Origin of the sequence: Pseudomonas sp. BIGb0381 (genome assembly GCF_024809815.1) — a bacterium.
Classification (GTDB): Bacteria; Pseudomonadota; Gammaproteobacteria; order Pseudomonadales; family Pseudomonadaceae; genus Aquipseudomonas.
Genome location: NZ_JANUEN010000002.1, coordinates 79,392 through 94,247, shown reverse-complemented (window position 1 = coordinate 94,247; position 14,856 = coordinate 79,392). Strand labels below are relative to the sequence as shown.

11 protein-coding genes are annotated in these 14,856 nt (G+C 62.1%); 9 read left to right on the top strand and 2 right to left on the bottom strand.

From position 1 onward, the window contains the following. Window positions 1-217 precede the first annotated feature (217 nt). From mexE to M2397_RS06770, 3 genes are read left to right on the top strand one after another with little or no spacing between them, the layout of a single operon-like run. Window positions 218-1,459 carry a multidrug efflux RND transporter periplasmic adaptor subunit MexE gene (mexE, locus tag M2397_RS06780; RefSeq protein ID WP_131696459.1) on the top strand — a complete coding sequence of 414 codons (1,242 nt, stop codon included), beginning with the start codon at window positions 218-220 and terminating at the stop codon, window positions 1,457-1,459. A 15-nt stretch (window positions 1,460-1,474) separates the two neighbouring features. Beyond that, window positions 1,475-4,654, top strand: a complete 3,180-nt coding sequence (locus M2397_RS06775; RefSeq protein ID WP_259242489.1) for an efflux RND transporter permease subunit — start codon at window positions 1,475-1,477, stop codon at window positions 4,652-4,654. Next, window positions 4,651-6,066, top strand: a complete 1,416-nt coding sequence (locus M2397_RS06770) for an efflux transporter outer membrane subunit (RefSeq protein WP_259242488.1) — start codon at window positions 4,651-4,653, stop codon at window positions 6,064-6,066. Before M2397_RS06775 ends, M2397_RS06770 begins: the two co-directional genes overlap by 4 nt. 127 nt (window positions 6,067-6,193) lie before the next feature. Here the strand turns inward: M2397_RS06770 and M2397_RS06765 are convergent, their stop codons facing one another. Together M2397_RS06765 and M2397_RS06760 are read right to left on the bottom strand one after the other, a co-directional pair. Next, window positions 6,194-6,718, bottom strand: coding sequence for a hypothetical protein (locus M2397_RS06765; protein WP_259242487.1), 525 nt, complete (start codon window positions 6,716-6,718; stop codon window positions 6,194-6,196). Window positions 6,719-6,737: 19 nt separating this feature from the next. Continuing rightward, window positions 6,738-7,754 (bottom strand): AraC family transcriptional regulator, encoded by a 1,017-nt coding sequence (locus tag M2397_RS06760; protein WP_259242486.1) that lies wholly within the window; start codon window positions 7,752-7,754, stop codon window positions 6,738-6,740. Window positions 7,755-7,881: 127 nt separating this feature from the next. Between M2397_RS06760 and M2397_RS06755 the strand changes: the two genes are divergently transcribed. The 6 genes from M2397_RS06755 (at window position 7,882) to efeO (M2397_RS06730) (ending at window position 14,817) form a co-directional block, all read left to right on the top strand. Further along, window positions 7,882-9,480, top strand: coding sequence for a J domain-containing protein (locus tag M2397_RS06755; protein ID WP_145338645.1), 1,599 nt, complete (start codon window positions 7,882-7,884; stop codon window positions 9,478-9,480). After that, window positions 9,477-10,469 (top strand): hypothetical protein, encoded by a 993-nt coding sequence (locus M2397_RS06750; RefSeq protein WP_259242485.1) that lies wholly within the window; start codon window positions 9,477-9,479, stop codon window positions 10,467-10,469. Before M2397_RS06755 ends, M2397_RS06750 begins: the two co-directional genes overlap by 4 nt. 126 nt (window positions 10,470-10,595) lie before the next feature. After that, complete coding sequence (gene efeU / locus M2397_RS06745) at window positions 10,596-11,441, top strand: iron uptake transporter permease EfeU (RefSeq protein WP_131696464.1); 846 nt, start codon at window positions 10,596-10,598, stop codon at window positions 11,439-11,441. A 10-nt stretch (window positions 11,442-11,451) separates the two neighbouring features. Continuing rightward, on the top strand, window positions 11,452-12,654 hold the full coding sequence (gene efeO, locus M2397_RS06740; RefSeq protein ID WP_259242484.1) for an iron uptake system protein EfeO: 1,203 nt from the start codon (window positions 11,452-11,454) through the stop codon (window positions 12,652-12,654). 14 nt (window positions 12,655-12,668) lie between these two features. After that, on the top strand, window positions 12,669-13,973 hold the full coding sequence (gene efeB / locus M2397_RS06735) for an iron uptake transporter deferrochelatase/peroxidase subunit (RefSeq protein ID WP_131696466.1): 1,305 nt from the start codon (window positions 12,669-12,671) through the stop codon (window positions 13,971-13,973). Window positions 13,974-13,998: 25 nt separating this feature from the next. After that, window positions 13,999-14,817, top strand: a complete 819-nt coding sequence (gene efeO / locus M2397_RS06730) for an iron uptake system protein EfeO (protein WP_131696467.1) — start codon at window positions 13,999-14,001, stop codon at window positions 14,815-14,817. The last annotated feature ends 39 nt before the right edge of the window (window positions 14,818-14,856 follow it).

Genomic DNA, 14,856 nt, shown 5'->3' with positions numbered 1-14,856 from the left:
GCTCAACACAACGGACCTGAGAGGTTCGTTACACACGCAACAACAGTCTTTTGTCATCACGCCCATTGATAGCCCCCTAACGAAACCCCCATGCTAGAGGGCTGATCCCGCGCTTATATCATTCCGAATGATAGTTACCTTTGCTTCATTCGATTCGTGACATACCGCCTCGCCGCGCATGATCCGCCCATCTCAAATACATTGGCGGATGCACCTCATGGAACAGTCACTCAAACATTTGCGCTTCCCCCTGGCGATCCTGGCCGTGGTGGTGATGAGCGCGTGCGGCAAGACCCCGGAACAAGCGGCCGCCATGCCCGCGGCGAAAGTCAGCGTAGCCAAGGTGCTTGAGCAGCCGGTCAACGAGTGGGATGAGTTCACCGGTCGCCTGGAAGCGCCCGAAACCGTACAGATTCGTCCACGGGTCTCTGGCCAGATTGACCAAGTCGCTTTCACCGAAGGCGCTTTGGTCAAGAAAGGCGACCTGCTGTTCCAGATCGACCCGCGTCCATTCCAGGCCGAAGTGCGCCGCCTTGAAGCCCAACTGGCTCAAACCAAAGCCGCCGCCACCCGCAGCGATAACGAAGCCCAGCGCGGCGAACGCCTGCGCCAGAGCAATGCGATCTCCGCCGAACTGGCCGACTCGCGCACCACCGCCGCCCAGGAAGCCCGCGCCGCCGTCGCCGGGATCCAGGCGCAGTTGGACCTGGCCAAGCTGAACCTGAGTTTTACCCGTGTGACCTCGCCGATCAGCGGCCGCGTCAGCCGTGCCGAAATCACCGCCGGCAACCTGGTGACCGCCGACGTTACCGCGCTGACCAGCGTGGTCTCCACCGACAAGGTTTACGCCTACTTCGACGCCGATGAACGTGTGTACCTCAAGTACACCGAACTGGCTCGCCAAGGCCGCCGTGGCGCCACCACCCCGGTGTACCTGGGGCTGTCCAACGAAACCGGCAACCCGCACCTGGGCCAGATGAACTTCGTCGACAACCAGGTCAACCCGGCCACCGGCACCATCCGTGGTCGCGCCGTGTTCGATAACAGCAAGGGCGAATACACCCCTGGCCTGTATGCGCGCCTGAAGCTGGTCGGCAGCGGCACCTACTCCGCCGTGCTGATCAACGACGAGGCCGTCGGCACCGACCTGGGCAAGAAGTTCGTGCTGGTGATGGAAGGCGACAAGCCGGCGTATCGCGCGGTGGAACTGGGGCCGAAGATCGAAGGCTTGCGCATCGTGCGCAGCGGCCTGAACAAGGACGACACCATTATCGTCAAGGGCCTGCAACGCGCGCGCCCCGGCTCGCCGGTCGCACCGGAAACCATCCCGATGGCCAGCAAGGAAACCCTCGCCGCCTTGGCCCAACAACGACAAGCGCTTGAAGCCAGCAACCTGGAGCAAGTGGCGCCGGAAAAAACCGCGCCCAAGCTCGCAGCCGTTGCGGCTCCACGCGGTTAAGGGATACGACTCAAGATGAATTTTTCCAAGTTCTTCATTTCGCGGCCGATCTTCGCAGCGGTGCTGTCGCTGTTGATCCTGATCGCCGGTGCGATCTCGCTGTTCCAATTGCCGATCAGCGAATACCCGGAAGTCGTGCCGCCGACCGTGGTGGTGCGTGCCAACTTCCCGGGCGCCAACCCCAAGGTCATCGGTGAAACCGTGGCCGCGCCGTTGGAGCAAGCCATCACTGGCGTCGAGGGCATGCTGTACATGTCCTCGCAATCGACTGCCGACGGCAAGCTGACCCTGACCATCACCTTCGCCCTGGGCACCGACCTGGACAATGCGCAGGTGCAGGTGCAAAACCGGGTGACGCGGACTCAGCCAAAACTGCCTGAGGAAGTGACGCGCATCGGTATCACCGTGGACAAGGCCTCCCCCGACCTGACCATGGTGGTGCACTTGACCTCCCCGGATCAGCGTTACGACATGCTGTACCTGTCCAACTACGCGATCCTCAATATCAAGGATGAGCTGGCCCGCTTGGGCGGCGTGGGCGACGTGCAGTTGTTCGGCATGGGCGACTACTCCTTGCGTGTATGGCTGGATCCGAACAAGACCGCCTCGCGCAACCTGACTGCGACCGATGTGGTCACCGCGATCCGTGAGCAGAACCGCCAGGTGGCAGCCGGTGCCCTGGGCGCCCAGCCTGCACCGTCTGACACCAGCTTCCAGTTGTCGGTGAACACACAGGGTCGCCTGGTCACCGAGGAAGAGTTCGAGAACATTGTGATCCGCGCCGGCGCCAACGGTGAAATCACGCGCCTCAAGGACATCGCCCGGGTCGAGTTGGGGTCGAGCCAATACGCGCTGCGCTCGCTGATCGACAACCAGCCGGCCGTCGCGATTCCGATTTTCCAGCGTCCCGGCTCCAATGCCATCGATATCTCCAACGATGTGCGCAGCAAGATGGCCGAGCTGAAAAAGAGCTTCCCGGCCGGCATGGATTACCGCATCGCCTATGACCCGACGATCTTTGTGCGCGGTTCCATCGAAGCGGTGGTGCACACCCTGTTCGAAGCGCTGATCCTCGTGGTGCTGGTGGTGATCCTGTTCCTGCAGACCTGGCGCGCCTCGATCATTCCGTTGGTGGCGGTGCCGGTATCGTTGATCGGTACCTTTGCGGTGATGCACCTGTTCGGGTTCTCGCTCAACGCGCTGTCGCTGTTCGGATTGGTACTGGCCATCGGTATCGTGGTGGACGACGCCATCGTGGTGGTGGAGAACGTCGAACGAAATATCGAGCTGGGCCTGGAGCCGTTCCCGGCGACTGAAAAAGCCATGAGCGAAGTGACCGGCCCGATCATCGCCACGGCGCTGGTGCTGTGTGCGGTGTTCATTCCAGCGGCGTTTATCAGTGGCTTGACCGGGCAGTTCTACAAACAGTTCGCCTTGACCATTGCGATCTCGACGGTGATCTCGGCGTTCAACTCGCTGACCCTGTCCCCTGCCCTGGCCGCCGTGTTGCTGCGCGGTCACGACGCACCGAAGGATCGCTTCTCGAAGGTCCTCGACAAGCTGTTCGGCGGCTGGTTGTTCCGTCCGTTCAACCGCTTTTTCGAAAAGGCCAGCCATGGCTACGTGGGCACTGTGCGCCGGGTGATTCGCGGCAGTGGGATTGCCCTGTTCGTGTACGCCGGCCTGATGGTGCTGACTTTCTTCGGATTTGCCCACACCCCGACCGGTTTCGTACCGGCCCAGGACAAGCAATACCTGGTGGCCTTCGCCCAATTGCCCGACGCTGCGAGCCTGGATCGCACCGAAAACGTGATGAAGCGCATGTCGGAAATCGCCCTCAAACAGCCCGGTGTGGAAGCCGCGATTGCCTTCCCTGGCCTGTCGATCAACGGGTTCACCAACAGCCCGAACAGCGGCATCGTGTTCGTGACCTTGAAGCCATTCGATGAACGTAAAGACCCGAGCATGTCCGCCGGGGCGATTGCAGGTGCGCTGAACGGCCAGTACGCCAACATCGAAGAAGCCTACATGGCGATCTTCCCACCGCCGCCGGTACAGGGCCTGGGCACCATCGGCGGGTTCCGCCTGCAGATCGAAGACCGTGGCAACCTGGGTTATGACGAGCTGTACAAAGAAGTGCAGAACGTCATCACCAAGAGCCACGGCGTGCCGGAGCTGTTCGGCCTGTTCACCAGCTACACGGTCAACGTGCCGCAAGTCGATGCCGCCATCGACCGCGAAAAGGCCAAGACCCACGGCGTGGCGATCAGCGACATCTTCGACACCCTGCAGGTCTACCTGGGTTCGTTGTATGCCAACGACTTCAACCGCTTCGGGCGTACCTATCAGGTCAATGTGCAGGCTGAGCAACAGTTCCGCCAGGAGTCCGACCAGATCGGCCAGCTGAAAGTGCGCAACAACAGAGGCGAGATGATCCCGCTGGCGACCTTTATCAAGGTCAGCGACACCTCGGGGCCGGACCGCGTGATGCACTACAACGGCTTTATCACCGCCGAAATCAACGGCAACGCGGCACCGGGCTACAGCTCCGGCCAGGCCCAGGCGGCGATTGAAAAACTGTTGAAGGATGAACTGCCCAACGGCATGACCTACGAGTGGACCGACCTGACCTATCAGCAAATCCTCTCGGGCAACACCGCGCTGTTCGTGTTCCCGCTCTGCGTATTGCTGGCGTTCCTGGTCCTGGCCGCCCAATACGAAAGCTGGAGCCTGCCGCTGGCGGTGATCCTGATCGTACCGATGACGCTGCTGTCGGCCATCACCGGGGTGATCATCTCGGGTAGCGACAACAACATCTTCACCCAGATCGGCCTGATCGTACTGGTGGGCCTGGCATGCAAGAACGCGATTCTGATCGTCGAGTTCGCCAAGGACAAACAGCAGGAAGGCCTCGACCCGCTCGCTGCGGTCCTGGAAGCCTGCCGCTTGCGTCTGCGGCCGATCCTGATGACCTCGTTCGCCTTCATCATGGGTGTGGTGCCACTGGTGTTGTCCAGCGGTGCCGGTGCCGAGATGCGGCATGCCATGGGCGTGGCGGTGTTCTCCGGAATGATCGGGGTGACCTTCTTCGGTCTGTTGCTGACGCCAGTGTTCTACGTACTGATCCGTCGCTATGTGGAGCGCAGCGAAGCGCGCAAAGCGGCCAAGGCCTTGAAGCTGGAGACACAGCAATGAGCGTGAAAGTATTCCTGCCGAGTTTGCTGGTATTGGCGTTGAGCGCCTGTGCCGTAGGCCCGGACTACAAAACCCAGACCCCGGAGGCGGCGAACATCACCGCCGCGGCGAATGCCAAACAGTATGACCACGCCAAGTTCGAAGGCATCTGGTGGCAGCAGTTCGAGGACCCTACCCTCAACCAGCTGGTGACTCAGTCGCTGCAGGGCAACCGTGATCTGCGCGTCGCCTTTGCCCGCCTGCGAGCGGCCCGTGCGATTCGCGATGACGCCAGCAATGACGCCATGCCCACCCTCACCAGCCGGGCCAGCAGTGACCTGGCCAAGGGGCAAATCCCTGGCCAGACCACGCGCCGCGTCAACAGCGAACGCTATGACCTGGGCCTGGACATGGCCTGGGAACTGGACTTGTTCGGCCGCATCCAGCGTAACCTGGAAGCCAGCGACGCCGACCAGCAAGCCGCCGAGGCCGACCTGTACCAACTGCAAGTCAGCATGATTGCCGAACTGGTGGATGCCTACGGCCAACTGCGCGGTGCGCAACTGCGTGAACGTATTGCCCTGGCCAACCTGAAGAACCAACAGGAATCGCGCACCATCACCGAGAGCCTGCGCGATGCCGGCGTGGGTGACCAACTCGACGTGGAACGTGCCGATGCGCGCCTCGCGGCGGTGGAAGCCAGCGTACCGCAACTGCAGGCCGAACAAGTGCGCGAGCGTAACCGCATCGCCACCCTCCTCGGCCAGCGTCCCGACAAGCTCAGCGTGGACCTGAGCCCGAAAGACCTGCCGGCGATTGCCAAGGCGTTGCCGATCGGCGACCCGGGGCAACTGCTGCAACGGCGTCCGGACATCCTCAGCGCCGAACGCAAACTGGCCGCCGCCACCGCGCGGATCGGCGTGGCCAAGGCCGACCTGTTCCCACGGGTCAGCCTCAGCGGCTTCCTTGGCTTTACCGCCGGGCGCGGTTCGCAGATCGGCTCTTCAGCCGCCAATGCCTGGGCCCTTGGCCCAAGCATCACCTGGGCTGCATTCGACCTGGGCAGCGTGCGCGCCCGTCTGCGCGGCGCGGATGCCGAGGCTGATGGCGCCCTCGCAACCTACGAGCAACAAGTGTTGCTGGCCCTGGAAGAGTCCGAGAATGCCTTCAGTGATTACGGCAAGCGTCAGCAACGCCTGGTCTCGCTGATCCGCCAAAGCGAATCCAGCCGCGCCGCCGCCGACCTCGCCGCGATCCGCTACCGCGAAGGCACCGTGGACTTCCTCGTCCTGCTCGACGCGCAACGCGAACGCCTCGCCGCCGAAGACTCCCAGGCCCAGGCCGAAGTGGACCTGTATCGCGGGATTGTGGCGATCTACAAGGCGCTGGGGGGTGGCTGGAAGCCGGACACCGTCGTGGCGACTGCCAAGTAACGTAAAGAGCTCCTTTGGTTGGTCGCATCCAGCCAATTTTTAGCCCCGTGGTCTATTTCGTCATGGGGCTTTTTTTTGGCTGCAGCAACGCCAGAGCGCCACCCTCCATGTTGGGTTGGCCGGGTGGCTACCTGGTCGCTCTGATTTGCTGATCAACGTGAAAACGCATCGGAATATTGACCTTCGACGCGGCTTTGTCAGCGATCTCCACAGTAGTCCATTCGAACATTCTGGAAACCCAATAGGTTAGCTCACCCTCCTCGACCATCACCTCATAGCGCCCGTTCGTGTCCGGAACCAAGCGTGCTTCGCGCATCAACGGTATCAACGGCTTGAGACGCTCGGGGTCGGTGATATTAAAGGCGATGTTCAGTTGCTTGAGGCGGTCGGCTTCGTCGAAGTACGCCTCCACCACGTAGATCGGCACATTGCCCAATTGATACGGGCGTGACGGTTCCAACGCGCGGTAGTAAGGCATCGGCACCGAATAGGAGAGGTTCCTCTCCAGTTCCACCTTCGGAAAATAACGTTGCAGGATGTCCATGACCTGCGAGCGAGGCATGCCCAGGGTGAAATCACCGATACCCAGGGCCGACCAGGCGGTGAGCGGGAACAAAGCGCAACAAATACAGATAAACCATGACTTAAGCACGACCTGTCTCCCTGAAGACTTATCCGGCATCGTTAAGAATCAAACTGCGGTAATGCCCAGGATTGGACCCCACCCACTTGCGAAACGCCTTGTAGAACGAACTGGTATCGGCAAACCCCAATCGCTCGGCGATCTGGGCAAAACTGATCTGCGGTTCAGCCAGCCACACGATCGCCAACTCCTTGCGCACGCTGTCCTTGAGCCCCTGATAGCTCTGGCCTTCTTCCGCCAGGCGGCGGCGCAAGGTCGAGGCGGAAATACAGTGAATGGCAGCAAGGCCCTCGGTCTCAGGCCAAGTGTCGGGAGGCATTTGCCGCAGGTCGTGCTTGATGCGCGTAGCCAGGCTGTCCGGGTTGCGGTATTTGACCAGGATGTTGGCCGGCGCGTGGGCGAGGAAGCGCTTGAGTTCTTCCGGGCTGCGCTTGATCGGCAGGTCCAGGCAGTCAGCGGAAAAGATCATGCGGGTGCGTGGCCGATCAAAACGCAGGTTGTCGGAAAACATCACCTGGTAGTCATCGCAAAAGTCCGGCTGCGGGCAGCGCAGTTCAATGGCCAGGATCGGAATGCGTCGCCCCGCCAGCCAGCAGGCGACGCCGTGCACGATCATCCAGTAGGTGAAATAGGTGAATGCTCGATTGGGCTCAGCTTCTGGTTCGTGCAACACGATTTCCGCCAGGCTCTGTTGGCGCACCAACTGGGCCGGCAGGTGTTCCAGCATCAGTGAGAGGAAACCCAAGGCGGTTTGCAGGCCCTCTGCCAGGCTGGGTTGTGCAATGGCGGCGCGGCAGAGGAACTCGAGGCTGCCGGACTTGAGCTTGCGCGGGTCCATGCCGAAGAACTCATCGTCCATGCGCCTTGCCAGCAAACGCCACAAACGGGCGTAGGCAGTAGCCGGAACGCGGGCGTCGGGTTGCTCAAGCAATGCCGGATCGATACCGACCTTGCTCAACACTTCGACAGTGGCCGGACCCGGTGCGCAGCTTTGCAACAAGGCTTCGCGCACGAGGTGGAGGGAGATAGTGTCTTTTTCCAACATTGGCGCTGCCGTGCCCTGTGTGGCGTGAAGTGCGGCCATCTTAGGCAGTCACGCGGCAAAAGAGTAGGCACTCGGGTTTGGGTCTCGGGTATTCTGCGCCGGGATTTACCGACAGGGAGTTGTATCGATGAGTTGCTGGGAAGTACTTGGGCTGCCGTCCGACGCCGATGCTCGCAGTATCAAGCGCCAATACGCGGTGTTACTCAAACAGCATCGCCCGGACGAAGACCCTGTCGGCTTCCAGCGCCTGCGCGAGGCCTATGAGCACGCGCTGCAATGGAGCCGTTATGAAGCGCCCGTCGAAGTGCCGCAAGCGTTGCAGGTCGACACGGTGCTGCCCGCTACCGCCGAGCCCGACACGCGCTACGACCAGGCGCAGGCCCTGGTGGCCGATGCCACGCCGGCCAATCTCGCGCGTCTCTATCAGCACGCCCAGGACAATGAATGCACCGAGGCATTTGAAGCCTTGCTGCTGCAACGCTGCCTGAGTGGCACGGAACCCGCGATTGCGGACTGGGCCGTGACGCACTTGCACTGGCTCACCCCCTGGCAACGGGAAACCCCGGCGCGGCTGCCCGACTATCGCCTGGCCGCGCTGCTGGAGCAGATGTTTGCCCAGGTTGAGCAGCGGTTGACCGAATTACTCGATCAACAACAGGTCGAGGCCTTCAACGCCGCCCTGATCGAGTTGCATGACACCGAATGGCTCAAGCCCCTGGCGCGCCATGCGCGGCTCGATGACGTACTCGCGCGCACGCTGCTGGCCAGCACGTTCTGGTCCGAGGCGCTGTTTGAGAGCCTGTGCAGCGAGCAGGCCTGGTCCGATCAACACCTGGAAAACCACTGCCCCGAACCCGAATGGTCGGCGTTAAAGGCACGCCATGCACTGGAGCGTTTCAGTGCGCAGGCCTACCACCAGGCCAGCCTGAACAGCCGTGACCCGAAGGCGCGCGCGGCCAGGTTGCTGTTCGGCGACATGACACTGGAACAACGCCAACGCTTTGCTCGACGCTTCGGCGAGTCCGACTGGAATGCCTGCCGTACTCTCAGCGAAACCCTGCTCAACCAGTACCCGGCCCTGTGCGCACAGATGCCCGATGAAGACCCCTACTTCTGGCGCGACTGGGAACGCACCAGCCGCCCCTGGCCGATGTTTGTGGCTTTGCTGGGCATGGCCGTCGGCTGGGCGATCCACGACCAGCAACTGACCGACCACACCTTGATGGAATCCCTCGGCATGGTCCCAACCTGGGCCTTCCTGATCGCCATACCGGCGTTGCTCATCCTGGCGATCTGGCGCCCCGTCACTGATGGTTACGGCGAGATTGACGAGAAGCTCGCCGCCCACCTATCGCCCTGGCTGAGTTTTCGCCGGCCGCCGCCGTTGGTGATCCGCGAGATTCTGCCGTGCTGGGTGCTTGGCCTGTTGATCTGGATCATCCTCGGCAATTACGCGTTCGCCGGCTATGTGTTGACACTGCAGGGCCTGGGGCTGGCGCAGCGCGTGCTCGGACGACCGTCGATACGTTCAGCACTGACGTGGCGTTGGCCTGCGCGACCGTCGACACGCCAATGGGCCACCTGCCTGGGCCTCGGCGCCCTGTTGTTGAGCGCCGCGCTGATATACGCAAACAACCAACGCATCCACCGTGACGAGGGCTTGCAACCGTTTCTGATGAGCCCTTGCAGTGGCCTCAAAGCCGGCGCGCAGGGGTGTACACCATGAACCGCATCACCCTTGCTGCACTGTGCACCATAGTGCCCCTGGCGCTGAGCACCGTGGGCCTGCTGACGAATACCGATATGCTCGCCCCGCTGAAAACCTGGGCCAACCGCCCGGCAGCGCTTGAACACCAGCAAGCCCAGGCGCTGCGTCCAGTGATCGACTGCCTCAACCGGGTCGACAGCAATTGGCGAGTGGCGTACTCCAACTACCGCAGCCGCAGCCCCCGCGCCAACGACCCGAGCCTGGATATCATCGAGCGTTTCCCCGAACGGTATCAGCGCGCACAGGGCCCGCAATTGAGCCTGCTGGACTACGACGCCAAACGCCCGGACCTGTGCCTGCTGACGTCCTCGCAAAGAAGCGCACTGCAAAAATACCTGCCGCAGATCGCCGCGCTTCGCAATGACTATATGGACCACCTGCTGCAGGTCTATTCATCGGTGAAAGAGTTCGACTTCTACCCCAACGCAACCGTCCCAGGCCTTACCCCTGCGCAGCGGGCGATCAGCGATGCGCGGTTCTTCCCTGTGGCGGAAAAATTCCTCACGGTCTCATCCGAACTGCGCGCCGCCGTGGACGCAGCCGACCGCCGGATACGCCTGCAACAGCTGCAACACTTGCAGGTGCGTGACGAACACCAGATGGCGCTTATCCCCGGCCTGATCTTGCAGACCCGCGACACGATGCACAGCCTTGACCCGCGATCCCCCAAACAATTGGCGGACGCATTGAGCGACTTACAGCAGAGCTGGGATCACGCCCAGCAGTACCTGCGCCCCAACCTACCCATCTCCGACGCCAAGGCCCAGCAGCTGTGGCAGCGGATTAGACAACCCGGTTACGACTACCTTGGCGCGCTGCAAACACTTGCCCGTCATTCAAGCGAACCCCCCGACCCAGAGCGGCTAAACGCCGATTACTTTGAAACACAACGCCGCTTTGACTTGCTGGTGGATACCTATAACCAGGCCGTCGGGCAGGACTACTGAACGGCCTTCTCCGGGCCGTTCAGCCGCTGTTCAGCCGCTGTTCAGCAATCGTCAAGATTGTCTGTTTAGTAATGAGTATCATTATGTTACAACTTAGGCTCCTATCTAGTTACGCTCTGGTGCCGAATGCTTGTCCCCTTTCTCATCATGCTGCGCGAAGGCATTGAAGCCGCGCTGATCGTCGGCATCATCGCCAGTTACCTGCAACAAACCGGCCGTGGCCAGTGGATGCCCGCCGTGTGGATCGGCGTATTCCTCGCCGCTGCCCTGGCCTTGCTGGTGGGCGGTGGTCTGGAACTGGTCAGCGCCGAGTTTCCGCAGAAGCAGCAGGAATTGTTCGAAGGCATCGTCGGCCTGGTCGCCGTGGGCATCCTCAGTTCCATGGTGTTCTGGATGCGCAAGGTCGCGCGCTCCATCAAGCATTCGCTGCACGCCTCGCTTGATCAGGCGTTGACCGGTTCCAAACACCAGGTCACGGCATTGATCCTCATGGTGTTCTTCGCCGTCGCTCGTGAAGGCCTGGAAACCGTATTTTTCCTGCTGGCAGTGTTCCAACAGAGCGAAGGCCCAGGCGCGCCGATTGGCGCGCTGCTCGGCCTGGTCCTGGCGATCATCGTCGGCTTCCTGATCTACAGCGGCAGCATGCGCCTGAACCTCGGTGCGTTTTTCCGTTGGACCGGCTTGTTCATCCTCGTGGTCGCCGCCGGCATCCTCGCCAACTCGGTGCAAGCCCTGCACGAAGCGGGCGTGTGGAACCACTGGCAGACCGTGTTATTCGATTTCAGCGCCGTGCTGCCGATGGACAGCCCGCTCGGTTCGGTACTGGCCGGCATGTTCGGCTACCAGGAAGCGCCGACCATCAGCACCCTGGGCGCCTATCTGATTTATCTGATGGTGGCGCTGGTGATGTTTTTCCTGCCCGCGGCACCGGCCAAGCCTGCCGCTAGCCCTTCTTCCGTTTCCAGCCAGTAAGGACCGTCTCTTGTCCAACCCAACGCCTCAACCCGCTTCGCCCCCCCGCGCCCTGCGCTGGGCGGTGGCCGGCTCGGTGGTCGTGATGATCGCCGCCGGTGGCCTGTTCTATTACGCCTCGCAACTGGCGGCCAGCAAGCGCCAGACCAACCACAATGAAATCGCCGTGACCATCCATGGCCACGCCTGCGAGCCCAATGCACTGAGCGTGCCGGCCGGCCGGGCGAGCTTTCGCATCATCAACCGCTCTGACCGGGCGGTGGAGTGGGAAATCCTCGACGGCGTGCTGGTGGTCGAAGAGCGCGAAAACATCGCCCCAGGCCTGAGCCAGGTGATCAACGCCAACCTGTTGCCGGGGGACTATGCGATCACGTGCGGCCTGCTGAGCAACCCGCGCGGCACCCTGCATGTGACGCCAACCGCTGAGTCCGACGCCAAGGCCAAGGCCAAGCCGTCGATGGTGGCGTTTATCGGCCCGCTGTCTGAGTTTCGCGTGTACCTGAGCAGCCAGGGCGGTGCCCTGGTCAAGGCCGTGACCGCCCTGCAACAGGCGATCGACGCTGGCGACCTGGCCCAAGCGCAAGCGCTGTATGTGCCGGCCCGTGAGGCTTACCAACGTCTGGCCCCGGCCTCACAGCGCTTGGCCGAGCTGGACAACGCCATCAACGCCCGTGCCGACTATTTTGAAAAACGTGAGCAAGACCCGGCCTTCAGCGGCTTCCATCGCCTCGAATACAGCCTGTTCCAGCAACGCAGCCTTGATGGCCTGGCGCCGATTGCGCAGCGCCTGGTGACCGATGTCACCACCCTCAAGCAGCAATTGCTGGCGCAGTCCCTGCCGCCGGAGCAGTTGGTCAGCATCGTAGTGCGCAACCTCAACAGCCTGGCGGATGTACGCGCCATCAGCGGTGAAGAGGAGCGCTACAGCCATGTCGACCTGAATGGTTTCGCCGCGAACCTGGAGGCCGCGCACAAGGTGGTCGAGCTGATGCGTCCGCTGCTGACCAAGTCCGCCGCCGACCTGCTGCCGACCGTCGACAGCGCCCTCGCCGCCTTCGATACCGAGCTCCAGGGTTTCAAGCTCGACAAAGGCTACGCCACATACGACAGCGTTACCGCCGATCAGCGCAAGCAGATCGCAAACAAGGCCAAGGCTCTGGCCGCCGCACTCGATGGAATCGACCCCGCCCTTGGCCTCTCCGGCCTGCAGTGAAGACGACCGCACACATGAGTGATTCAGAACAGTTTTCAGCACAACGTCGCCGTGTCCTCCTGGGCATGGCCGCAACCGGTGCCGCCATCGCCGGCAGCACCCTGACCTGCCCGGCCATGGCGGCCGCCGCCGAGCAAGTGACTACCGCACCGCGCAGTGACAAGACCCAGGACCACCACGACTTTTTCGGCCAGCACCAGAGCGGCATCGTCACCCCTCGCCCGGCCTGCGGCATGGTCGTGGCGTTCGATGTCCTGGCCAGCGACCGCGAAGACCTGGAGCGTCTGTTCCGCACCTTGAACGAGCGCATCGGCTTCCTGATGACCGGCGGCACCGTGCCCCAGGTCGACCCGAAGCTGCCGCCCACCGATTCCGGCATTCTCGGCCCGGTGGTCACGCCGGATAACCTGACCATCACCGTGTCCGTCGGCGAATCGTTGTTCGATGAGCGCTTCGGCCTGGCCGCCGTCAAACCCAAGCGCCTGAGCCGCATGGTGGGCTTCCCCAACGATGCGCTGGAACCGGCGCAGTGCCATGGCGACCTGAGCCTGCAATTCAGCTCCAACACCACGGACACCAATATCCACGCCCTGCGCGACATCGTGAAGAACCTGCCCGACCTGCTGCTGGTGCGCTGGAAGCAGGAAGGCAGCGTGCCGCCCCAGGCGCCGGCCAAGCCCGGCGAGCCGGCGCAGAGCGCGCGCAACTTCCTGGGTTTTCGCGATGGTTCGGCCAACCCTAACTCCAACGACAGCAAGGCCATGGACCAGATTGTGTGGGTCCAACCCGGCAGCGACGAACCGAGCTGGGCGGCCCATGGCAGCTATCAGGCGGTGCGCATCATCCGCAACTTCGTCGAACGCTGGGACCGCACGCCGCTGCAGGAGCAAGAAAGCATCATCGGCCGTATCAAGCCAACCGGCGCGCCGATGGATGGCCAGAAAGAATCCCAGGTACCCGACTACAGCAAGGACCCGGAAGGCAAGCTGACCAAGCTTGATGCCCATATCCGCCTGGCCAACCCGCGTACTGCGCAGACCCAGGCCAACCTGATCCTGCGTCGGCCGTTCAACTACTCCAACGGCGTCAATAAAAACGGTCAGCTGGACATGGGGCTGTTGTTCATCTGCTACCAGGCTGACCTGGAGAAAGGCTTTATCAGCGTGCAAACCCGGCTCAACGGCGAACCCTTGGAGGAATACCTCAAGCCGGTCGGCGGTGGGTACTTCTTCACGTTGCCGGGGGTCACGGGGCCCAAGGATTTCATTGGGCGCACGCTGCTCGCTGCCACGCACCTTCAAACCACTGCCAACACCTAAAACACACCAGAGCGGAAAACGTCCCATGAAGAAGTCGACTATCGCGTTGTCGTTGTTAATGACCCTTTCGCCGCTGGCAGCCTTCGCCGCCACCGCGCCGCTGGACCTGGTAGGCCCGGTGTCGGACTACAAGATCTACGTTACCGAGGAAATCGGCGAGCTGGTCACCCAGACCCAGGCCTTTACCGATGCCATCAACAAAGGCGACCTCGCCACCGCCAAGAAGCTCTACGCGCCGACCCGTGTGCACTATGAGTCCATCGAGCCGATCGCCGAGCTGTTCAGCGACCTCGACGCCTCGATCGACTCCCGTGTCGATGACCACGAAAAAGGCGTGACCGCCGAAGACTTCACCGGTTTCCACCGCATCGAGTACGCGCTGTTCTCGCAGAACTCGACCAAGGGCCTGGAAGCCCTGACGGCCAAGCTCAACACCGACGTCAACGACCTGAAAACCCGTGTCGACGGCCTGACTTTCCCGCCGGAGAAAGTTGTCGGTGGTGCCGCAGCGTTGCTGGAAGAGGTCGCCGCCACCAAGATCTCCGGTGAAGAAGACCGCTACAGCCACACCGACCTGTATGACTTCCAGGGCAACATCGACGGCGCGAAGAAAATCGTCGACCTGTTCCGTGGCCAGATCGAGAAACAGGACAAGGCCTTCCTGGCCAAGGTCGACAAGAACTTTGCCGCCGTGGACAAGATCCTGGCCAAGTACAAGACCAAGGACGGCGGCTTCGAGACCTATGACAAGGTCAAGGAAAACGACCGCAAGGCGCTGGTGGGTCCGGTTAACACCCTGGCCGAAGACCTGTCGACCCTGCGTGGCAAGCTGGGCCTGAACTGATCCGTGGCCGCCCAGGTTCGCAATGAGCCTGGGCGGCAC